Below are 20,409 nucleotides of genomic sequence, written 5' to 3'. Positions count from 1 at the left end.
CCGCGGGGGTGGGCCGGGGGTCGGCCCGGCGGTGGGGCAGGGTGGACACATGATCCCGCCGCCCCGCCGAGTCGTGTCCGCCGCCACCGCGTCCGCGAGGGATCTGCCCGGCCGGATCGCCGGGGGTCTCCGCCGCCGCGCCCGCGAGCAGGTCGACGGGGCCCGGTCCGCCGCGGACGCCCGGTGGGGCAGGCCCCGCGAGGACCATCGGCCGATCTATCTGGTCGCTCCCGCCGGGCACCCCAACCACGGTGACGAGCAGCTCCTGGCGGGCTGGCTGCGGCATCTCCGGCATCGACTGCCGGGTACGCCCGTGGTGGTCGACTGTCACACCCCGGGGCAGGCGGCGGTCCTGCACCACGGCGAACACCCGGACGTGCTGTTCACCGACACCCTGTGGCGGCTGGCGGGGGAGTGCGGCGACGCCCGGTCCGCGATCGGGTTCACCCGGCGCGCCGTCCGGGACCCCGGGATGCGGCCGGCGGTGGCGTCGGGGGTCGATCTGCTGCTCAGCGCCCCGGTGGTGCACCTGATCGGCGGCGGGTACGTCAACGACCTGTGGCCGCACCACCTCGGGGTGGCGGCCGCGGCGGGGGAGGTCGGCCGCGTGTCCGGCTCTCGGGTGGTCGCCACCGGCCAGGGCCTGGTGCCGTGCGCAGACGTGGCGGTACTGGCCGAGGCGTTCTCCGGCTTCGAACTGGTCGCCGTCCGCGACGAGGCCTCTCACGACCTCCTCGTCCGCACCGGCGTGCCCGTCCGCCACGTCGCCGATGACGGCTGGTTGGCCCTGTCCACGGCGGGCAGTGTGGAGGCCGGTGACCACCCGGTCTACTCCGCCGAACCCGACACCTGCCGCGATCTCGTGGTCTGCGCCCAGTCCGACCTGGGCGAACCGGCGGAGATCGCCGACGCCGTGGCCCGCGTCCTGGCGGACTGGGCTGTGCCCGGCGAGCGGATCACGGTGATCGAGTCCATCCCCGGGGGTGACCGGGTGGTGTGGGACATGGTGTGTGAGCGCGCCGCCGCCGCCACTGCTGCCGCCGCCACCACCGCCACGGGCGAGGACGACGACGAGGTGGGACCGGCGCTCGCCGGACTCGATCTGCCGCGTGCGCGGTTCGTCCCCTTCCAGGAGTTGTGGTCCGCGGGCCTGCCCGCTCGACCCGGGCAGGTCTGGTTGACGACCCGTTTCCATCCGCATCTGTTCGCGGCGGCCTGCGGCGCCTCCGGGGTGGCCCTGAGTACCGGGTCCGCGTACTACGACGTCAAACACCACTCGCTCCGTGCCGCCGGATCAGCCTGGACGGCGGTCGCCACCGGGGACGGACATGTCCCCGGCGTCCCCACAGCCGGGGGCTTCGACCCGGCGGTCGTCTCCGAACGGGTCGGCGCCGCCGAGGCGTTGGCGGGCGAGATATACCCACTGCGCTGAGGCCCACTGCGCTGAGGCCCACTGCGCTGAAACCCACACCGGAGGCGCCCGACGCTCCGCCGCGAGTGCTTTGTGCAACTTGTTGCATAGGTGCTCCTCCGCACGTACGGTCAGAGCAGACTGCGACACCCGTCGCAGATTGCTCGACAGGAGACCCGATGCCGCTTCCCTCCGTTCTCTCCGGCCCCCTGACCGTCCCCCTGGTCGCCTCGCCGATGTTCATCTACTCCGGCCCCGAGCTGGTGGCCGCGCAGTGCCAGGCGGGTGTGATCGGAGCGTTTCCCGCCCTCAACGCCCGCCCCCAGTCGGTGCTGGGCGAGTGGCTCGACCAGATCACCGAGAGCAACGCGGCCTACGCGGCGGCGAACCCCGAGCAGTACGTGGCCCCGTTCGCGGTCAACCAGATCGTCCACCGGTCCAACGACCGGCTCGAGCAGGACCTGGCGACGATCGTCGAGCACGAGGTGCCGATCGTCATCACCTCCCTGGGCGCCCGCACCGAGGTCAACGAGGCCGTCCACTCCTACGGCGGCATCGTGTTGCACGACGTGATCAACGACAAGTTCGCCCGCAAGGCGATCGAGAAGGGTGCGGACGGACTGGTGGCGGTGGCCGCCGGAGCCGGTGGTCACGCCGGGACCCAGTCGCCGTTCGCGCTGCTGCAGGAGATCCGCGAGTGGTTCGACGGACCGCTGCTGCTGTCCGGGGCGATCGCCCACGGTCGGTCGATCCTCGCCGCCCGGGCCGCGGGTGCGGACCTGGCGTACGTGGGGTCGGCGTTCCTGGCGACCGAGGAGTCCCGGGCGACCGACGACTACAAGCAGATGATCGTGCAGAGCAGGGCCGAGGACATCGTCTACAGCAACCTGTTCACCGGGATCCACGGGAACTACCTCCGCGGCAGCATCGAGGCCGCCGGTCTGGACCCGGACGACCTCCCCGTCTCGGACCCGACCGCGATGGACTTCGGCTCCGGCGGGGGCGAGGACTCCAAGGCGTGGCGCGACATCTGGGGAGCGGGCCAGGGCGTCGGCGCGGTCACCTCCACCGGCACCGTCCGTGACCTGGTGGAGCGCCTTCGCCGGGAGTACGATGAGGCGGCCTCCGCCCTGGCAGCGCGCTGAGCCCGTGTCGCTGAAGTTCGCGATCCTCACCTCCCTGACCGAGCGGGCCGGGAGCGGAATCGAACTGGCACGGCGGTTCGACAAGTCCATCGGGTACTTCTGGCCCGCCACCCACCAGCAGATCTACCGGGAGCTCGACCGGCTGGGGGAGGCGGGCCTGATCCGCGAACTGCCGCGCGAGGGCGCCCCCTCGCGCGGCAATCCCCGCCGGTTCGAGGTCACCGAGGACGGCGGGCGGCTACTCGTCGAGTGGATCCGCGAGGTCGACGAGCCGGAGCCGATCCGCTCCACCACGGCGGTGCGGGTGCGGGCGGCGGCCGCCACCGGGAACACGCACGAGGTCCGGCACGCTCTCGAGCACCACCGCCGACAGCGCCTCGCGAACCTGGAGCGGTACCGCGACATCGAGGAACGTGACTTCGCGACGGTCGACCCGGCCGACGCGCGGAACGCGCTCCAGCACCAGATCCTCACACTGGGGATCCAGGTGGAGCAGGCGTGGGTGACCTGGTGTGACGAGACGCTCGAGGTGATGGACCGACTGCCGGCGGCTTCTCCCGGGGCGTGACGATCAGTCGACCGTGAGCAGGATCTTGCCGTGGCTCTCGCCCGACTCGAGCAGGGTCAACGCCTCGGCAGCCCGCTCCAACGGGATCTCCCGGGAGACGCGGGTGGTCACGTCGCCCGCGGCGACCATCGGCCACACGTTGTCCACCACCTCCCGGCAGATGCCGGTCTTGCCGCCGGGACCGTCCACCGGGCGGGCCCTGAGGTTGGTGGCCAGCACGCCGGCGCGGCGCGGGAGCAGGGCTCCCAGGTTCAGCTCACCCTTCACCCCGCCCTGCATGCCGATCACGATCAGCCGGCCGTCCGGGGCGAGAGAGGCGATGTTGGGCTCGAGGTACTTCGCGCCCATCACGTCGAGGATCAGATCGACGCCACGGCCCCTCTCGTCGTCGTCGGTCCAGTCCTTCACCCGGTCGACAAAATCCTCGTCGCGGTAGTCGATCACCAGATCCGCACCGAGGTCGCGGCACTTCTGTACTTTCTCGGGCCCGCCGGCGGTGGTGGCCACGCGGGCGCCGAGCGCGCGGCAGACCTGGATGGCGTGGGAACCGATGCCGCCGGCACCACCGTGGATCAACACCCGGGGAGCTCCGAGTTCGGTGTCGCCCCAGCGGGAGTGCGCGGCCAGGACGCCACGGCCGAGCCCGCCCGTCATGACGAGGTTCGACCACACCGTGCAGGCCACCTCGGGCAGTGTCGCGGCCTCGTGCAGAGACACGCCCACCGGGACCGGCATCACCTGCCCGGCCGGTACGGCGACCTTCTCGGCGTACCCACCGCCGGCCAGGAGGGCGCACACCTCGTCGCCGACCGCCAGGCCCTCGACCCCCTCGCCCACGGCCGAGATGCGCCCCGAGCACTCGAGGCCGAGGATCTCCGAAGCGCCGGGGGGCGGCGGGTAGTGACCCTTCGACTGCAGGAGATCGGCGCGGTTGACGGCGGTGGCCGCCACGTCGATGAGCACCTCGCCGGGGCCCGCGACGGGGTCGTCGACCTCGGTCAGCCGCACGGAATCCGGGCCGTTGTCATACTCGATCGCCTTCATGCTCTCGACCGTAGCCGCGAGGAGCGCCCGACGGCAGCCGGGCTGCGTGTGATCGTGTGGGTCCACTACGATGAGCGACGTCGTCGACGCGGGTTCCACGTGGAACCACGCGCCCGAGCGTGTCGCGGGTGACGACGAGGAAGTGTGGCAGAGCGGCCGAATGCACTCGCCTTGAAAGCGAGCGTGCCTAAACAGCACCGGGGGTTCAAATCCCTCCACTTCCGCACAGGACGTCATCGTGCGTACGTTCAGGCGTAGAACCCCTCCCGCAGGTTGATGCCGTGCTCGACCCACGCCTTGAGTGCGGTGAGCATCATCGTCCACCCCTCGCAGTTGCCGAAGGCGTTCTCCGCTCCGCCGGGCGTCGGTCGCCAGGACCGCTCGGTGATCGTGACCAGGGTTCGCGCGCCGTCGTCCACCGGCTCGAACTCGAAGATCGTGGTGGTGTCGGGATCGATGGAATCGACACCCTCCCACCTGATGACCAGACGTCGCGGCGCGTCGGCCTCGACCACTGTCACCGGAAAGGCTCCCGGGAAGTCGGCGAATTCCCACGACACCTCCGCGCCCGGTTCGAGCCGGCCACGAGCGCCCCCCGTCGTGAAGTAGCGGGTCAACTGCTCCGGGTCGGCCACGGCCTCGTACACCTCGTCGACGGGCCGCCCCACGCGCCCCGACACCGTGAAGGACAGTTCTCTCAACTCATTTGACATGTTGTATATTTACAACATGTCAGCCACCGAGGGCAAGGGTTCGAGTGATGACGACGCCGTGTTCAAGGCACTCGCCGCCCCGATACGGCGGCGCATGTTGGACGCACTCAAGGATTCACCGCGTACGACAGGCGAGCTCTGCGCCCTGTTCCCCGAGAACGACCGCACCACGGTGTTGCAGCACCTGCGCGTGCTCGAGGGGGCCGACCTGGTGACGGGGCGCAGGATCGGACGCGAGCGCCACCTGTCTCTCGCGCCGCTGCCGATCAAGCGGATCCACGACCGGTGGATCGGTGACTACGCCCGGGCGGCGGTGAACCTGTTGGACGAACTGGACCGGTGAGTGTCCACGGGCACGGGCACGGGCGCACCGGCGTAGGCCGACCTGTGTGTGAAACCGGGCCCCGGATGCGGTGATCTGCGTCATCATCATGGTGGGCGTGCGGGCCCTCCCGCCGTTCGCGATCGGTGATGTGGTCCCCACCACCTCACCGGCCAGAGGCGACCAGACACCGGGAGATCACCATGGCCGGGACCAGTCCTCACGCGCGGGCCCTGCGGCGGGGCGCCGCATCCACTCTCGCCGCGCTCCTGATGTTCTGTGCGGGCGCCGTCCTGGGCGCGGGATCGGCGGCGGGGCAGTCCGCCGCCCCACCCCCCGTGCCGCTGCCGTCCGCCGACCCGTTCTACACCCCCGACGGGCCGGTCGGGCATCTCGCGCCGGGATCGGTGATCGCGAGCAGATCGATGCCCTACGGATCTCTCGAGCACGCCACACCGCTCTCGAGTACCCAGGTGCTGTACCGGACCACCGACCAGGCGGGTGGGCCCAGCACCACGGTCGCGACGATCCTCCGGCCGCTGGTCCCCGGTCCGCCGAAGCTCATCTCGTACCACATGGCCTACGACGCCCTGGGGTCCGAATGCGACCCCTCGTACACCCTGACGGGCAACGGCGCGCCCAGCCACGCGGGCATCGCCGAGCAGGGCGTCATCGCCGGGTACCTCGCCGCCGGCTTCACCGTCGTCGTCCCCGACTACGAGGGCCCCGACCTGGAGTGGACCATCGGACGCCAGTCCGCCTATGCGGCGCTGGACGGCGTCCGTGCGACGATCAGCCACCTCGGTCTGCCCGCCTCGACCCCGGTCGGGCTGGCCGGATACTCCGGTGGGTCCGTGCCCACCCAGTGGGGTGCCGAGATGGCGCCGACGTACGCGCCGGAATTGAACATCGTCGGCGCGGCCGCCGGGGGGCTCCCCGTGAACGTCGCACATAACCTCCCGTATGTGAGCGGGAGCGCCACATGGGCCGGGGTCATCCCCGCACTCGTCGTGTCCTATCAGCGCGCATATGGAATCGACACCGACAGTTTCCTGTCCGACTACGGCCGACAGCTCGTCGACACCGTCAGCTCGCAGTGCATCAACGCCTTCGCCGCCGACTACCCCGGACTCACCGACGCCCAGATGGTCCGCGCCCCGTACACCTCCCTGCTGGACATCCCGGCGGTGGTGAGCGCGATCGGGGACAATGTGATGGGCACGACGGGCACGCCACGGGTTCCGATGCTGCTCGCCGTGGGCAACGTCGACGGGATCGGCGACTCGGTCATGGTGACCGCGGACGTCGCCGGCCTGGCGCACGAGTACTGCACCCGCGGAGTCGCCGTCACCTACGCGCAGTACGACCGCCTCGGCCACTCCGAGGCCTTCGTGCCCTTCCAGGCGCAGACAGCCCAGTTCCTCACCGACCGGTTCGCCGGAGCCGCCCCCACCTCCAACTGTCAGGGGACATGACCATGTCGACCTTCTTCTCCGCCCGCCCCCACCGCGCCCTGAGCAAGGGCTTCTACAAGAACCCCGACTTCGACTACGAGGTGCGGTGTCTTCTCGGCGCCGTCGCCTACGGCTCCGCCGAGGCCGGTGAGGTCCTGGCGACCGTGGACGGTGTCGGCGACGGCGATCACGACCACTGGTTCCAGGCCTGGCACGACCTCGGGAGCAGTGTCCGCGCAGCGGCCGAGCAGGAGGCGGCGGCGGGGAGGACGGTGACCGCGTCCATGGCCTACCTGCGGGCGGCCACCTACTTCGCCGTGGCGGTGAACGCGGCGAGCGGGCTGCAGTCCGACGACCAGTTGACGTCCACCTTCCGCCTCCAGAGGTCGAGCTGGGAGGGTTTCGTGGACACCACCGACCGGGTCGTGGAGCGCGTGTCGATCCCCTGGGAACACGACGCGATGCCCGGGTGGTTCCTCCGTCCGTCCACCGATACGGACCCCCGTCGGACACTGGTGATGGTCAACGGCAGTGACGGGGCGACCAGCGGGTTGTGGCACAACGGGGCTGCCGGAGCCCTGGCGCGCGGATACAACGTGCTGCTGTTCGACGGGCCGGGGCAGCAGTCGATGCTCTTTCAGCGCGGAATCGGATTCCGCCCGGACTGGGAGTCGGTCCTCACCCCCGTCGTCGACTTCCTCCTGGGCCGCGCCGACGTCGACCCCGCCAGACTGGCCGTCTACGGCATCAGCCAGGGCGGCTACTGGGTGGCCCGGGCTCTGGCGTACGAACACCGGTTCGCCGCCGCGGTCGCGGACCCCGGGGTTGTCGACGTGGCGGCGTCGTGGGGAGCCAACATCCCGTCCAGTCTGCTGACGCTGTTCCGGGCGGGCAAGAAGGAGGCGTTCGACCGTGACATGTCCCTGGGGATGAAGTTCTCGTCCACGACCGCGCGGACGTGGACGTTCCGGGCCCGTCCGTACGGCGAGGCCGGGTACTTCGACACCCTCACGCAGGTACACAGGTACGCGCTGACCGCGGACGAGATGGCGGGTATCAGCACGCCCCTACTGGTGACCGATCCCGAGGACGAGCAGTTCTGGCCCGGCCAGTCCGAGCAACTCGCCGCCGGGGCGGGCGGTCCCACCCATCTGGCGCGGTTCACGGCGGCCGAGGGCGCAAACTTCCACTGCCAGCCGCTGGCGAGACAGCTCACCGACGCGCGGATGTTCGGCTGGCTCGACGCCGTGCTGCCCTGACCGCCGTTCCGGGCGATCGTGCGGGCCACATCGCCCCGCTCGACCACTCGGCCTTGTCAGGCGGTCGCCTCGTCGAGATCCGCCTCCGACACGTAGCGGATGATCTCGAGCACCCGCGGGTAGGCGCGGGAGTCCCCGGACACGAGGGAGACATGGTCCTCCTCGTTGAACAGGACCATCTTGGCCTTGCCCCCGGCCCGGACGACCGCGTCAACGTAACGCCGGGAGTTCTCGGGTCCCACGGTCACGTCGCGGGCTCCGTGCATGGCGACCACCGGGGTCGAGGGGTCGATGTTCTGGATGGGATCGACCATCGCGTAGCGGTTCGGCACCTCCGACGGGGTCCCGCCGAGCGCCGTGACGATCCTGTCGTCGCCGTTGTTCGCGGCGTAGACCATGTCCAGTGGCCCGGCGATCGAGACCACCCGCGTCGGGCGGAACGCCGGCTCGGCCCCGACCTCGCCGTCGTCCAGCAGGTGCCGGGTGCCGCCCCAGACGGCGAGCTGGGCTCCCGCGCTGTGACCCACCACCAGTTCGTCGTCGGTGGTGATCTGTGGGAACCGCTTGTCCACCTCGACCACGTGGTCCAGGGCGCTCGCCACGTCGCGGAACGTGGTGGGCCATCCGCCGCCGGCACCACCACGTCGATACTCGATGTTGTAGACGGCCATCCCGCGGCTGGCGAGCTTGCGGGCGAGGGGGTCGAAGACGTCAGCCCCCATCTGGCTCTGCCACGCCCCGCCGTGGATGAGGATCGCCAGGGGGATGGTGTCGATCCGCTGTTCGCCGGCCGGGAGGTAGAGGTCCGCCCAGTTCTGTTCCGGGTCCGGGGTGTCGTGAGTGGGGTACTCGAACCGCTGGACGGTGACCTCGTCGAGTCTGGGCGGGGACGCGAAGTTGAGGTCGACGCGCGGGGCGGCGCCGGTGGTCACGCATCCGGCGCCGAGCGCCAGGACGGTCGTCAGGCCCAGGCCGATCCGCGCGATCCGCGTCGGTAGGCAGGACCGTCGTCGCTGTGGCATGCGCACCCATTTCTCAGGTATCTATCAGGTTTAGCCACCGGTGCGCCCGTGGTGGACGCGTCAGCAAATAATGACGGCCCGGCGAGTGGCTGCCGGACCGTGTGGTGAACTCAATCTTAGAATGCACGGCGCCAGAACGCGAAGATACCCGAGGGTAGGGGGGTCACGGCCCCGGTGGGTCCGGGTGCTATCTGATGACCCGCACGCGTCCGAGGTCCGGCGCGCTCAGCGGCCCCTCCTCGGTGACGTACCGGATCAGGGCGTCGAGGTCCGTGAGGCCGGCTTCCCGGCGTTCGCCTTGCTCGGCGAGGGGGGAGCCGTTGAACTCGGGGGAGGCGAGGAACTCGTTGACCACGACGGTGTAGTCCCGACCGGGATCGACCGGTTCGTCGTCGATCACCAGCTCGGTCACCCGCGAGCCGACCGGGAGCCGGGTGTCCACGGTGTAGCGCACGTTGGACGAGACCGCCGGTCCGTTGTCGCCGATGTCGTCGGCGAAGTGGTCGAACGCGTCCTGCAGTTCCCGGCCCGTCACCGTCACCAGGTACAGGCGGTCGCCGTAGGGCTGGACCGTGTGCAGGGCGGCGTAGTCGAGGGGCCCCAGCGGTAGATCGGTGCGCAGCGAATCCGGGTTGGAGAGCGCGAGCTGCGCGCCCCGGCCGCGGGTGGCGTAGAGCTGGCAGTCGGCGATGAGGTTCGCCAGCGGGGACTCGCCGTTGGTGTCCATGGCCAGGGGGATCGTCTCGGCGGCTGAGCCGAGGGGCCTGCGGGCCTCCGGCGCCGCGGCGGCTTCGGCCTGGCGTACGAGTTCCTCCGTGCCGGGGTCGGGTTCGATGTCGAGGTTGACGGTCTGGTTGAAGGCCGACGTCTGGGGGCGGATGACGTCTCCGGTGGTGGCATCGACGGCAAGGTCGACGACCGTGACCGACCGGCCGTGGGACGCGGGCGCCACCACCACCCGCTCGTCGTTCTCCGAGTCGAGTACCCGGCAGGTGGCGGGCCCACCCGAGGCGCCGACGATCAGGGCGTCCACATCGGGATCCAGGCGCTTGACCAGGTCAAGTTCGGTGAGTTCCTCCGGACAGTCGCCGGGGTCGAGGTTCCCGTGGACGGTGGTGGACTGCACCACACCCACGATGGCCTCGACGCCGAGGAACTGCAGCGAGTCGACGGCCTCGCTGACCGCTCTCACGGGGTCGTCCAGCCGGGTCGTGGTCTCGGGGACGCTCTCGGAGGGGAGAGTGACCGCCACGACCCCCACCCGGACGTCACCGACGCGGTGGATCGAGAACGGGAAGGTCGGCGCGGAGTTGGGGGAGGGGATGACATTGGAGGCCAGGAACGGGAACGTGGCACCGCGGAACGGCGGCAGGGGCGGGTCCACACGGCAGTCCTGCTCGGTCCGGCACTCCGGCCTGACCAGCGCGCGGGTGTGGTCGGCACCCTTTTCCAGCTCGCGTCGTCCGACGCCTGCACCGTCCACCCCGAGCCGGTTGAAGAACTCGATGGTCGGACGGTCGCCCAGCAGCGCCGCCTCCGGTGCGGTCCCCCCGATCGAGTCGCCGGTGGCCAGCAGCACCGCGTCCCCGGCCTGGTCGCGGAGTTTGCCCACCGTCGCCGCCAGATGTGCCCCGCCACCCGCCGGCCGGACGTTCCCCGAACCGTCACGGAGCTCACCCTGGAATCCCACCGGCCGGGTCAGCGCTCCGGAGAACTCACCGATGCCGAGGATGCGCACCGACTGTGTCTCGTCCCCGGGAGCCCACGACCGACTCGAGTCGCCGGTGCGGGCCGCCGCGGGCGGAGGGCCGGCGAGGGTGGCGGTCAACGCGCCGATCACCGCGACCACCACCGCGAGGAGTGCGCCCCGGTGCAGCGAGTAGGTGCCGGAAAAGCTCACATCGTCACGTGAGCTCTGCTGTGGCATCCGGCTCCTTCGGTTTCAGTCGCGCGCGGGCATGTTCGGATCACGGGTGGAAGGATTCCGCCCGAGTCAACCCCGCCCACTGTGCCGGTGGGAGGTCACGGGAGCCCGCCGGAAGGGTCACGTTCGGGTCACAAAAGTCCGGGCGGCCTCGAGGAGGCGGTCGTTCTCCGACCTGTCCCCGATCGTCACCCTCACCCCGTCGCCGGCGAAACACCGGGTGACGACGAGGCGGTCACGGCAGTGTGAGTCGAACGCGGCCGCGGCGTCGCCGAGGGGCAGCCACACGAAGTTGGCCTGGCTCTCGGGCACCTCCAGCCCGAGGTCGAGGAGGGAGTCCCGCACTCTCCGGCGTTCGGCCACCACCGCGTCCGTGCGGGCGCGGAGCTCGTCTCCCGCCTCGAGACAGGCGATGCCCGCGGCCTGGGCGAGCGAGCTCACCGAGAAGGGGACGACCATCTTGGCCACGGGCACCACGAGGTCGACGGGCCCGACGAGGTATCCCACGCGCAGACCCGCCAGGCCGTACGCCTTGGAGAACGTGCGCAGTGCCACGACGTTGGGCCGGGCCATCGCCTCGGCAACGCCGTCCACCGCGTCCGCCGAGCGCACGTACTCGAAATACGCCTCGTCCAGGGCGACGGTGATGCGCTCGGGGATCCGGTCGAGGAACGCCGTGAGCTCGGACCGGGACACGGCCGGGCCGGTGGGGTTGTTGGGGGTACAGACGAAGATCAGGCGGGTCCGGTCCGTGACGGCATCCGCGAGCGCGTCGAGGTCCAGCGCGCCGTCGGCCCGGTTGGGGACGGGTACCGGCACGGCGTGGGCGATCCGGGCGATGATCGGGTAGGCCTCGAAGGAGCGCCAGCCGTAGAGGACCTCGTCACCGGGGGCGCACACCGCCTGGACGAGTTGCTGGCACAGGGCCACCGAGCCGCAGCCCGCCGTGACGTTCCGGGCCGGGACGCCGAGATGCTCCGCCAACCTGGCCACCAGCGTGCCGGCGGTGATGTCCGGGTAGCGGTTTGCCCCGGCCGCCGCCTGCGCGATGGCCGCCGCCACGCTCGGCAGAGGTCCCGCGGTGGTCTCGTTGGAGGCGAGCTTGACCGCTCCCGGGACGGTCGCCCCGGGGACGTAGGAGGGGATCGCGTGAAGGTCGCTGCGCACGTCGGGGGCCATACGTACAGAGTAGGACCACCGGATGACGGCGGGGTGTCCGGGCGTTTTGCGCACCGCGCAGACCGGTGTGTACTGTTATCCCTCGTTGGCTCAGCAGAGCCTCCAGGAGGCGTGCCAGAGCGGCCGAATGGGACTCACTGCTAATGAGTTGTCCCTCCAAAGGGGACCGGAGGTTCAAATCCTCTCGCCTCCGCCATGCCGGAGCACCGGGAAACCGGCTGAACTGGCACGACAGAAGAATATGCGCCCGTAGCTCAATGGATAGAGCACCTGACTACGGATCAGGAGGTTAGGGGTTCGAGTCCCTTCGGGCGCACAGCAGGAACGCCCCCGTCCGTTCGGACGGGGGCGTTCGTCGTTCACCCCGCCTCGGCCGCGTCCCGCCGATATGCCCGGAGGGTCTCGATCTGGTCCCACACCACGATCACCCAGATGCTGGCGATGACCCCCCAGCGGACCGTCGTGGTCGCCAGGTCGTTCCCGCCCGCCGACACGATCTCCGGGTGGATCACAGAGTCCTGGCTCAGCACGAGAGCCGTGAGGAATACGCCGAACACGATGTCGGCGAGCACCTCGACGGCCAACCGGACCCGGGACGTGGCAGGTCGCGCCAGGTGCCACACCTGCACCAGCGCGAGCGTGCCGATCAGCGCCAGGTAGCCCGCGATCCAGGCGGTGGGGATGGCGGGGTCCACCAGCGGCTCACCGCCGTTGAGGTGACCGATGTAGAGGAAAGTCGACGGCACGAACGGCACCGCGGCCAGAAGTGCGAGCAGCACCAGCGAGACGATCGCGTCCACCCGGGAGTCGGCCGGGGCGGGCGCGCGGTCCAACTCGGCCGGGTCCCAGGAGGCGGCCGTCGCGAGGGGATTGCGGTCTCCCTCGGGGGTCGTCCTCTCGACGATCACCACGAGGAGTGTCCAGGCGGCGAACAGCCACAGCAGTGCGGAGGCCACCGCGGTCACGACCTCGCCGATGAGCCCGCCGAGTCCGGCCTCCGGGGTGGTGGAGAGGTAGAGGACCCCTCCGGCGACGGCTGCGATCACGCCGACGATCGGCATGAGCCACCGCAGTACCCGCAGCCAGACCGGGTAGATCTCCGGCCCGACCAGATAGTGGCGTGCCCCCGAGTAGCGGCGGGCGAGTTCGGCGGGATCGCCCAGTCGGCCGAGCACCCTGCGTTCGGCCGAGTCGGGCCCGGGCGCCCCTGTGCCGTCGCCGGCGGGCTCGGCTTCCGCGGCCACCATGTCGTCGATGGTCGCGGCGATCTCCGAGGCGATGTCGTCCCGGTGGTGCTCCGGCAGGCGGCGCACCACCTGCGAGATGTAGCGATCGGTGAGCGTGGACATCATGCGTCCGCCTTCCGTAGTTCGGCGAAGCCGGCGCCCAGCGCCAGCCAGTCGGAATGGAGTCGCTCGGCGGTCCGGGTGCCGAGTTCGGTGGTCTCGTAGTACTTGCGGGGCCGGGGATCGTCGGTGTGCCAGGTCGAGGTGAGCAGGCCCTGGCTCTCCAGGCGGCGCAGGAGCGGGTACAGGGTGTTGGCCTCGGTGGCGATGCCCGCCTCGGCCAGTGTGGTGAGCAGGGCGTATCCGTAGCGCGGGCTCCGGCAGGCCAGCAGACTCGCCAGGACCACCGAGCCCCGCCGGATCTCCTGCAGGTGGGTGTTCAGAACCGCCGGCGACTCGTCGTCCATGCTGGACACATTAGTGTGTGTCACACACTATTTCAACGAACCACGTCACGTCCCCGGTGCACCGTGCGAGGAGGGTGGCTCCCGGTCCGTCACTCCGGCCGCGAGCCGTGACACGGCGGTCTCGAGCGGACCTCGTCCGACGAACACCGCCCAGAGCACACACCCGGCCATCACCCCGAGAGCCATCGGCCAGAACGGCTCCAGGGCATGAAAGTCAGTCGTCGGGTCGAGCTCTCCGCCGTCGTCGCGATGCGTCGCGATCCACACCGCCCAGACGACCAGATGCGCGGTGTACGCGGTGAGCGGCATCGACCCCAGCACCCGCACCGGCCAGAAGAGCCACCGCAGTCGTGTCCCGCCGACCAGTACGCACACTCCGATCACCGCGAGTGCGAACCCTCCGGAGCCGATCGCTTCGCCCATACCGGACGAGTGGGGTTCGTCTCCGAGGCGCGACAACAGCCAGAGTCCGACATCCCCCTGTGCTCCGTCCCCGAGGGCATCGGCGGCGCGGTTGCCGACGGGGCCCAGTCCGGCGTAGCCGATGACGGCGAGCGCCGTGCCGATGCCGACGAGGCCGAACACCCACCGGGACGAGACGACGAACGACCGGCCGGCGGCCATCCCCGCAGCGAGGAACGCCGCCCACAGCGGGAACGGGTAGGGCCAGCCCACGATGACGGCGAGAGTGCTGGTGCTCTCGTCGTCTACTCCACCACCTGTGACGGCATTGACCGCCCCGACCGCGAAAGGCATCGAGACGGCCAGCACGGCCGCGATCGCGACGAGGGCGCGTGTGGAGAACGCGACCAGGGCGATCGCGATGGCGAACAACACTCCGTAGGCCGGGAGGATCACGTTGACGGGAACGGCGAGCGCGACGAGAGCGATGCCGAGTGCCCAGATGATCGCCGCCCTGCCGGCGAGCCGTCGACGGTATGTGGCCAGCCGTCGACCGCCTCGGTCCGCCGAGTCCGGGTGGGACAGACCGAGAGAGACTCCGGCCAGTGTGGCGAACAGGATCGACGATCGCCCGTCGACCATTCCGGTCCACGTCGCGGGTGAACCCCACCGGAGCGGCGTGGTGACGACGAGATGGGCGGCGAACATGCCGAGCACGGCGGCTCCCCGCGCCAGGTCGACCCCGGGTAGACGAGTCGGTGGCTCCAGTCGTCTGATTCGTGACTTGACGACGTCTGTGTACGACGTGGACGACTCAGGCTGTTCGCTCTCCTTCACGTGTCCTCCTCTCCCCGGATCGGCCTCCCACGTAGGGCGGCGCCCACCGCGGGAGGCATCGCGGTCACGGTGGTCGCCAGGTGAGGGGTGGTCTAGCGTGGGCGGCGTCCCAGGGTGATGATCGAGGGCGAAGTGTGGGGCAGAGTGTATGCGTAACAGCGTTCCGGAACGTCGCACGCGACTCGGGCACCGGGGCGTCGTGGGGGCCCTGCTCGCCGCCGTGCTGACTCTCGCGGGGTGCGCCGGGACCGGTGACAGCCCCGCTGATGATCCCCGGGACCCGGCCACCACGGAACCGGAACCCGCCCCGGAACCGTCGGCGGTGCTGGCCCAGCAGGGCGTGAACGCCGCACACCCACTCGCGGCCGAGGCCGGGATGGAGATGCTCGAGTCGGGCGGGACAGCGGTGGACGCGGCGATCGCCGCCGCGTTCGCGGTCTCGGTGGTGGAGCCCTACGCCTCCGGAGTGGGAGGCGGCGGTTCGGCGCTGGTCGCGACCCGGGAGGGGGCTCCGGAGGCGTTCGACTACCGCGAGGTCGTCGCCCGGGACGGGGTCATCCCGCCGTCCGAGACGGGGATCCCGGGTTTCGTCGCCGGCATGGCGGAACTCCACGACCGGCACGGACGTCTCGAGTGGGCCGAGTTGCTGGAGCCTGCCGCGCGGATGGCCGAGGGTGGTGTCCCCGCCACCGGGACGCTCGTCGAGAGGATCGCCGTGGGCGGCGCGGACGCGGTCGCGGGTCTCGAGCAGTTCTCTCCGGGCGGGGCACCACTGCAGGTGGGCGCGCCACTCGTCCAGACCGAGCTCGGCGCCACCCTCCGGACCCTCCAGACCGAGGGGCCGGAGAGTTTCTACACCGGCGAGGTCGCCGGGCAGCTCACGGCTGTCGAGGGCATCGACCCCGCGTCACTGGAGCGGTACGAGGTACAGCAGAGCGAACCCCCGCAGGGCCCGGTGGGGGACTACCACGTGGTCTCGGGGGCTCCGGCGCTTCCGGGTGTCGCGCTCATCCAGATGCTGCAGGTGCTCGAGAGCCAGGGGATCTCCGGGGTGGACCCGGAGTCGACGGAGTATCTCCGGCTCGTCTCCGAGGCCTGGGCCCTGGCCGAGCAGACCGTCCGCACGGAGCTGGGCGACCCGGACTTCACCGAGGTGCCCGTCGACGAACTCGTCGACCCGGTCAGGAATGCCGAACTCGCAGGCGGCCCCGCGCCCTCGGTGCCGACCGGAGACGCTCCGGCCGGCCCGGGCGGGAACACGACGGGCGAGAACCTGGAGACCCCCGGGAACACGACGCACCTCACCGTCGTCGACAAGGACGGCACGGTGGTGTCGATGACCAACACGCTCACCCAGTTCTGGGGTTCGGGGACCGAGGTCGGCGGGTTCTTCCTCAACGATCAGCTCAGCAGGTTCGACACCGTGGACTCCCCCCGGAACCAGCCTGAGCCGGGCAGACGATCGGTGACGTGGTCCAACCCGACCATGGTCCTGGACGACGAGGGTCGGCCGGTTCTGGGGATCGGTACGCCGGGTGGGGCGAACATCGTCAGTATCCTCGCCGTCACGCTCACCCGGTGGGCCCTCATGGGTCAGTCGCTGGAGGAGGCGGTGGCCGCTCCGCGGTTCCGGTTCGATTCCGCCTCGCAGACCCTCGTCGTGGAACCCGCGCTGGTGGGATCACCGGCGGCCCAGGGGGTCGGTGCACTGGGGTGGCAGGTGTCGCAATCTCCGGGAGGGCTCTTCGGCTCGGTGCAGGCGCTGGAGGTCGACTACGACGATCGGACGGTCTCCGGTCCCACGGACACCCGGCTCGAAGCGGGGGCGGTCATCGTCGACGCGGAGGGATGACCGTGGGGTGGGTGCCCGCCTGCCCGCCTGCCCGCCTGTCCGCCCGGTGCCGCGCCCCGCGGCCGGGACGGGGGTGGGGTGCCCGTTCCGTACGACGACGAGGTCGGCCCCTTCGTAGGCTGTGACGATGACCACGCCCGCCCGAGACGCGCTCCGCCGCAACGCCGGCCATCTGGCGTCGGTGGCACTGGTGATCATGTGGAGCTCGGGCTACGTCGGCGCGGAGCTGGGGACCCGGACCGGCGGGACCCCGCTGCAGCTGTTGGGCTGGCGGTTCTCGATCCTGGGCGTACTGCTGGTGGCGGTCTGCCTGGTGCTGGGGGTGCGGCTGGCCGACCGGAGGGCGTGGACACGGCAGGCGGTGTTGGGACTGTTCAGCCAGGCCGTGTTCCTGTTCATGATCTTCGAAGGGGTCGCCCGCGGCGTCGACGGCGGGACGGCGGCGCTGATCGCGGCGCTGCAACCCCTGCTCGTGGCGACCGTCGCGGGCAGGTTCCTCGGCGAGCGGACCACGCCGGTCATGTGGATCGGCATGCTCCTCGGGATGGCGGGCGTCGTGGTGGTGGTCTCGGGGGGCCTGGGCGCCGGGATCGCCCCGTGGTGGGCGTATCTGTTCCCGGTGGCCGGGATGCTCAGCCTCGCCACGGGAACGGTCCTCACCCAGCGTCTGCGGCCGAAGGAGACCCTGCTGCAGGCCATCACCATGCAGTCCGTCGTGGCGGCGGTGGCCCTGGTGGCGGCGATGCTACTGGCGGGGCAGGGCAGGGTGCCGGTCGAACCCGAGTTCTGGGCCGCGGTGGCCTGGCTGGTGTTCCTGTCGACGCTCTGTGGGTACGTCCTGTACGTGTTCGTCACCCGCACCCGGGGTGCCACCGTCGCCAGCGTGCTGCTCTATCTGACGCCGCCCACCACGATGATCTGGGTGTGGCTGATGTTCGGCGTGCCGATCACCCTCCTCGCGGTGGTGGGGATGGCCGTCAGCGCGGTCGGCGTGATCCTGGTGCTGCGGTCCCGGGCCAGGGCACAAGCTCACCACGAGCGCCGGTAGCGCGCAGCGCGTCCGCGGGGAGACTGTGGACGCCGGTGGACCGGGCGGGGGAGAATTCACGGGTGAACCCGCAGCAGCCCGACCACGTCCAGCGCACGCTCGCGGACCTCGACGCCCGGCTGGGGCGCATCACCGCGGAGGTCGCCGAGGTCCGGGCCGGGCTGGCGGCGGCGGCCGGGCAGTTGCGGTCCACCGAGGCCTCAACAGACCCGACGCACCAACACCCGCCCCAGCCCGAGCGCTCTCCCCAGCACCAGTCCCAGGCCCCTTCGCGAGTGCATCCGCAGCGCCCCGGCGGGGACTCGGTGTGGCGCGCGGGGGCGCGGCAGGCAGGTGCTCCGGCCCCCGGCGGATTCCGCCCAGTGGGCCCGGTCGAGCCACGCCCCCGCCGGACCCCGCGCATCACCGCGGCCACGGTGATCGCCGCGATCGGCGGTTCGGTGATGCTCGCCGGTATCGCGTTCCTGCTGGTCGTGGCCATCCAGGCCGGACTGTTCCCGCCGATCGCACGGGTGGTCGCCGCGGCGGTGCTGGCGGCCGTGCTTCTCGGTCTGGGGCTGTGGCTCCAGTCCCGGCACGAGGCCACAACGGAGCGTCCTCTCAACCCCGGCGCGCTGGCCCTGGTCGGCACCGGCCTGGCGGCGGCGATGCTCGACGTGATCGCCTCCACCACCCTGTACCAGTGGATCCCGGTGCCGGCGGCGTACATGTTCGTCGGCGGACTGGCGCTGGGAGGCATGGCTCTCGCACAACGGTGGTCCTCCGGACTACTGGCCTGCCTGGTCTCGGCCGGCACGATGCTGCTGGCCCCGCTCATCTCCACCGGCGTCGAGTTGCCGGTGTTCCTGGTGATCCTGGCGACCGCCACCGCCGTCCTTGCCGCCGATCTCGGTGTCGCGGTGAGGGTGGTGTGGTCGGTGTTCCCGGCGCCGGTCCTGGCGGGTTACCTGTCGCAGACGCATCTTCACGGCCGCGGCGAACAGATCGCGCTCATCGTGGCCGCGCTCGTCCTCGCCGGGGTGGGCGTCGGGATCGCCTGGTACGACTCCGTCCGCCGCAGCCCGGCGCCGCCGAACGCGGCTCTCGTCGTCGTCCCCACCGCCGCCCCCCTGCTCCTCGTCCCGAGCCTCTACCTCCTGCAGCCGGGGTGGCCGGTCGGGGTGGTCCTGGCCGCCGCCTACCTCACGGTCGCGGTCCTGGCCGGACGCCGCCCCCAGGAACCGGGACCGGTCCTGTTGTCCGCGGTCACCGGAATCGTGGGGAGTGCGCTGCTGGTCGGCGCGTGGGTGGAGCTGGGTGGCGGGGAGTCGACGAGCCTGGCCCTGACCCTGAGCTCCACCGCCTACCTGGTGGCCGCCGGGCTGTGGGGCCGGCGATGGATGGACTGGGTGGCGGGCATCGGCGGTGTGGTCGCGCTGACCGTGTACTCGGTCGTCAACCGGCCACTGTTCGCGCTCGACGAGCAGATGGCGGTCCTGGAGCTCTCCTACCAGGACGTGGTGGCGGCGTTCGCGATCACGGTCCTGGCCGTCGCCGCCACGTGGTGGGCCTCCCGCCGACTCCCGCACGACGCGGCCCGGGTGGTGATGGCGGGCGCGGTCGTCGCGCTGCTGACCTTCTCGGTCATGGTCGTGGCCACGGGCGTGGTGATCGGGGACCTGGCCGGGGCACCCCGGAACGGCTTCCTCGTCGCGCACCTGGTGGTCACCGTGCTGTGGATCAGCTGCGCGGCCCGGCTGATCCTCTCCCCGAGCCCCCGACTGAAGGACGCGCGCAGGATGGGTTTCGTGCTGGGTGCGCTCGCGCTGGCCAAACTGCTCTTCCTGGACCTGGCGACGTTGCCCGGACTGCTGCGGGTCCTGTCCTTCATCGCGGTGGGCGCGGTGATGCTCGCCGTGGCCGTCCGCTACCGCAGGGACACCGAACCGTCGGGGAGCGGCTCCCCCACGTAGACGCGGAAGGCGCGCGGCTCGGCGCCGGACATCAGGATCTCGACCTCGGGATGGTCCACCTCGTCCGGATCGTCGGACAGCAGACTCCAGACCACCTCGCCGGAGTCGGTGAGGTCCCGTAGAGCGCGGCGGGTGGCGCGCACCCACGTCACGTGCCGCAGCGCCGGTTCGTCGCGGAGGTCGCTCTCCGCCATGTGCTCGCGGTCCCGGAGATCGACCATGAGGCGTTCCCCGTCCGGGGCCTCGTACGCGGTACAGACCTGGTCGACCAGCACCGACAGCGGCCAGGACGGCCCCGAACCGAGCAGATCGATGATGATCATGCGCGCATCGCCGACCTGGCAGGCCGTCGGTGTGGTGAGGACCTGCAGCCTGTCGGCCACGTCCTCCGTGATCTCGATGAGCTGGACGGTCATGGCGAACCCCTGTTCCGGCGGAACGGTCGACGACAGGGCACGCGGCGCGGCCCCGGCCGTCCCGACTGTGACGTAGATCATACCCCAAGGCCGTGACCCGAGCATCTCGGTGAGATGACGATCGCGGGAACACCCACTCCGGAAGAGGGTCGACACCGCAGGTCGGTG

Annotated in this window: 18 protein-coding genes and 3 tRNA genes; 12 read left to right on the top strand and 9 right to left on the bottom strand. The window is 70.9% G+C overall.

Translation table 11 applies throughout. The features are described 5' to 3' along the window. The first annotated feature begins 49 nt into the window (after positions 1-49). The 3 genes from NJE57_RS12875 (at position 50) to NJE57_RS12865 (ending at position 3,124) form a co-directional block, all read left to right on the top strand. On the top strand, positions 50-1,432 hold the full coding sequence (locus NJE57_RS12875; RefSeq protein ID WP_319028843.1) for a polysaccharide pyruvyl transferase family protein: 1,383 nt from the start codon (positions 50-52) through the stop codon (positions 1,430-1,432). Between the two features lie 158 nt (positions 1,433-1,590). Continuing rightward, entirely contained in the window at positions 1,591-2,556 is a 966-nt protein-coding gene (locus NJE57_RS12870; RefSeq protein WP_319028842.1) for a nitronate monooxygenase family protein, read from the top strand. A 4-nt stretch (positions 2,557-2,560) separates the two neighbouring features. Further along, positions 2,561-3,124 carry a PadR family transcriptional regulator gene (locus NJE57_RS12865; RefSeq protein WP_319028841.1) on the top strand — a complete coding sequence of 188 codons (564 nt, stop codon included), beginning with the start codon at positions 2,561-2,563 and terminating at the stop codon, positions 3,122-3,124. 3 nt (positions 3,125-3,127) lie between these two features. On the opposite strand, the gene NJE57_RS12860 is transcribed toward NJE57_RS12865, so the two are convergent. Beyond that, a complete protein-coding gene (locus tag NJE57_RS12860; RefSeq protein WP_319028840.1) occupies positions 3,128-4,168 on the bottom strand; it encodes an NAD(P)H-quinone oxidoreductase in 1,041 nt (346 codons plus the stop codon). A gap of 138 nt (positions 4,169-4,306) precedes the next feature. Between NJE57_RS12860 and NJE57_RS12855 the strand changes: the two genes are divergently transcribed. Beyond that, positions 4,307-4,392 (top strand) — tRNA-Ser (locus NJE57_RS12855). Positions 4,393-4,416: 24 nt separating this feature from the next. On the opposite strand, the gene NJE57_RS12850 is transcribed toward NJE57_RS12855, so the two are convergent. Beyond that, the gene (locus NJE57_RS12850; protein ID WP_319028839.1) at positions 4,417-4,881 is read right to left on the bottom strand and encodes an SRPBCC domain-containing protein; all 465 of its coding nucleotides are present in this window, start codon (positions 4,879-4,881) and stop codon (positions 4,417-4,419) included. Between the two features lie 16 nt (positions 4,882-4,897). Here NJE57_RS12850 and NJE57_RS12845 point away from each other — a divergent pair, with 16 nt between their 5' ends. The 3 genes from NJE57_RS12845 to NJE57_RS12835 all read left to right on the top strand — a co-directional run bounded on the left by NJE57_RS12845 (position 4,898) and on the right by NJE57_RS12835 (position 7,916). Further along, positions 4,898-5,224, top strand: coding sequence for a metalloregulator ArsR/SmtB family transcription factor (locus tag NJE57_RS12845; protein WP_319028838.1), 327 nt, complete (start codon positions 4,898-4,900; stop codon positions 5,222-5,224). A gap of 182 nt (positions 5,225-5,406) precedes the next feature. Then, the gene (locus NJE57_RS12840) at positions 5,407-6,678 is read left to right on the top strand and encodes a lipase family protein (protein ID WP_319028837.1); all 1,272 of its coding nucleotides are present in this window, start codon (positions 5,407-5,409) and stop codon (positions 6,676-6,678) included. A 2-nt stretch (positions 6,679-6,680) separates the two neighbouring features. Continuing rightward, on the top strand, positions 6,681-7,916 hold the full coding sequence (locus NJE57_RS12835; RefSeq protein WP_319029059.1) for an alpha/beta hydrolase family protein: 1,236 nt from the start codon (positions 6,681-6,683) through the stop codon (positions 7,914-7,916). Positions 7,917-7,972: 56 nt separating this feature from the next. On the opposite strand, the gene NJE57_RS12830 is transcribed toward NJE57_RS12835, so the two are convergent. The 3 genes from NJE57_RS12830 to NJE57_RS12820 form a co-directional block, all read right to left on the bottom strand. Beyond that, complete coding sequence (locus tag NJE57_RS12830; RefSeq protein ID WP_319028836.1) at positions 7,973-8,938, bottom strand: alpha/beta hydrolase family protein; 966 nt, start codon at positions 8,936-8,938, stop codon at positions 7,973-7,975. 187 nt (positions 8,939-9,125) lie between these two features. Further along, positions 9,126-10,865, bottom strand: coding sequence for a bifunctional metallophosphatase/5'-nucleotidase (locus NJE57_RS12825; RefSeq protein WP_319028835.1), 1,740 nt, complete (start codon positions 10,863-10,865; stop codon positions 9,126-9,128). A gap of 117 nt (positions 10,866-10,982) precedes the next feature. Then, a complete protein-coding gene (locus tag NJE57_RS12820; protein ID WP_319028834.1) occupies positions 10,983-12,041 on the bottom strand; it encodes a histidinol-phosphate transaminase in 1,059 nt (352 codons plus the stop codon). Between the two features lie 105 nt (positions 12,042-12,146). On the opposite strand from NJE57_RS12820, the gene NJE57_RS12815 reads away from it, so the two are divergent. Beyond that, positions 12,147-12,237 (top strand) — tRNA-Ser (locus tag NJE57_RS12815). Between the two features lie 47 nt (positions 12,238-12,284). Continuing rightward, positions 12,285-12,357: transfer RNA gene (locus NJE57_RS12810), tRNA-Arg, on the top strand. 43 nt (positions 12,358-12,400) lie between these two features. Here NJE57_RS12810 and NJE57_RS12805 read toward each other — a convergent pair. Genes NJE57_RS12805 through NJE57_RS12795 form a run of 3 tightly spaced genes read right to left on the bottom strand, consistent with a single transcriptional unit; the run spans position 12,401 to position 14,973 of the window. Beyond that, entirely contained in the window at positions 12,401-13,393 is a 993-nt protein-coding gene (locus tag NJE57_RS12805) for an HAAS signaling domain-containing protein (RefSeq protein WP_319028833.1), read from the bottom strand. Further along, on the bottom strand, positions 13,390-13,734 hold the full coding sequence (locus NJE57_RS12800; protein ID WP_319028832.1) for a PadR family transcriptional regulator: 345 nt from the start codon (positions 13,732-13,734) through the stop codon (positions 13,390-13,392). Before NJE57_RS12800 ends, NJE57_RS12805 begins: the two co-directional genes overlap by 4 nt. Positions 13,735-13,779: 45 nt before the next feature. Then, positions 13,780-14,973, bottom strand: coding sequence for a heparan-alpha-glucosaminide N-acetyltransferase domain-containing protein (locus NJE57_RS12795; protein WP_319028831.1), 1,194 nt, complete (start codon positions 14,971-14,973; stop codon positions 13,780-13,782). Positions 14,974-15,121: 148 nt separating this feature from the next. Here NJE57_RS12795 and NJE57_RS12790 point away from each other — a divergent pair, with 148 nt between their 5' ends. The 3 genes from NJE57_RS12790 to NJE57_RS12780 all read left to right on the top strand — a co-directional run bounded on the left by NJE57_RS12790 (position 15,122) and on the right by NJE57_RS12780 (position 19,825). Next, positions 15,122-16,825: a gamma-glutamyltransferase gene (locus NJE57_RS12790; RefSeq protein WP_319028830.1), complete on the top strand. Its 1,704-nt coding sequence runs from the start codon at positions 15,122-15,124 to the stop codon at positions 16,823-16,825. A 127-nt stretch (positions 16,826-16,952) separates the two neighbouring features. Then, positions 16,953-17,873, top strand: coding sequence for a DMT family transporter (locus NJE57_RS12785; RefSeq protein WP_319028829.1), 921 nt, complete (start codon positions 16,953-16,955; stop codon positions 17,871-17,873). 62 nt (positions 17,874-17,935) lie between these two features. Beyond that, on the top strand, positions 17,936-19,825 hold the full coding sequence (locus NJE57_RS12780; protein ID WP_319028828.1) for a DUF2339 domain-containing protein: 1,890 nt from the start codon (positions 17,936-17,938) through the stop codon (positions 19,823-19,825). Here NJE57_RS12780 and NJE57_RS12775 read toward each other — a convergent pair. Next, on the bottom strand, positions 19,780-20,322 hold the full coding sequence (locus tag NJE57_RS12775) for a hypothetical protein (protein ID WP_319028827.1): 543 nt from the start codon (positions 20,320-20,322) through the stop codon (positions 19,780-19,782). The two genes, NJE57_RS12780 and NJE57_RS12775, sit on opposite strands and share 46 nt — an antisense overlap. Between the last annotated feature and the right edge of the window lie 87 nt (positions 20,323-20,409).

Source organism: Dietzia sp. PP-33, from assembly GCF_033790845.1.
Lineage (GTDB): Bacteria > Actinomycetota > Actinomycetes > Mycobacteriales > Mycobacteriaceae > Dietzia.
Note: the sequence above shows the minus strand (reverse complement) of the source record. Positions and strands in the feature narration are given on the sequence as shown.

Excerpts from the sequence above, each read along its gene's own strand:
- NJE57_RS12875 (WP_319028843.1), top strand. The coding sequence starts at position 50 with ATGATCCCGCCGCCCCGCCGAGTCGTGTCCGCCGCCACCGCGTCCGCG.
- NJE57_RS12850 (WP_319028839.1), bottom strand. The coding sequence starts at position 4,881 with ATGTCAAATGAGTTGAGAGAACTGTCCTTCACGGTGTCGGGGCGCGTG.
- NJE57_RS12840 (WP_319028837.1), top strand. The coding sequence starts at position 5,407 with ATGGCCGGGACCAGTCCTCACGCGCGGGCCCTGCGGCGGGGCGCCGCA.
- NJE57_RS12805 (WP_319028833.1), bottom strand. The coding sequence starts at position 13,393 with ATGATGTCCACGCTCACCGATCGCTACATCTCGCAGGTGGTGCGCCGC.
- NJE57_RS12830 (WP_319028836.1), bottom strand. The coding sequence starts at position 8,938 with ATGCCACAGCGACGACGGTCCTGCCTACCGACGCGGATCGCGCGGATC.
- NJE57_RS12800 (WP_319028832.1), bottom strand. The coding sequence starts at position 13,734 with ATGGACGACGAGTCGCCGGCGGTTCTGAACACCCACCTGCAGGAGATC.
- NJE57_RS12785 (WP_319028829.1), top strand. The coding sequence starts at position 16,953 with ATGACCACGCCCGCCCGAGACGCGCTCCGCCGCAACGCCGGCCATCTG.
- NJE57_RS12870 (WP_319028842.1), top strand. The coding sequence starts at position 1,591 with ATGCCGCTTCCCTCCGTTCTCTCCGGCCCCCTGACCGTCCCCCTGGTC.
- NJE57_RS12820 (WP_319028834.1), bottom strand. The coding sequence starts at position 12,041 with ATGGCCCCCGACGTGCGCAGCGACCTTCACGCGATCCCCTCCTACGTC.
- NJE57_RS12775 (WP_319028827.1), bottom strand. The coding sequence starts at position 20,322 with ATGATCTACGTCACAGTCGGGACGGCCGGGGCCGCGCCGCGTGCCCTG.
- NJE57_RS12790 (WP_319028830.1), top strand. The coding sequence starts at position 15,122 with ATGCGTAACAGCGTTCCGGAACGTCGCACGCGACTCGGGCACCGGGGC.
- NJE57_RS12860 (WP_319028840.1), bottom strand. The coding sequence starts at position 4,168 with ATGAAGGCGATCGAGTATGACAACGGCCCGGATTCCGTGCGGCTGACC.
- NJE57_RS12825 (WP_319028835.1), bottom strand. The coding sequence starts at position 10,865 with ATGCCACAGCAGAGCTCACGTGACGATGTGAGCTTTTCCGGCACCTAC.
- NJE57_RS12835 (WP_319029059.1), top strand. The coding sequence starts at position 6,681 with ATGTCGACCTTCTTCTCCGCCCGCCCCCACCGCGCCCTGAGCAAGGGC.
- NJE57_RS12845 (WP_319028838.1), top strand. The coding sequence starts at position 4,898 with ATGTCAGCCACCGAGGGCAAGGGTTCGAGTGATGACGACGCCGTGTTC.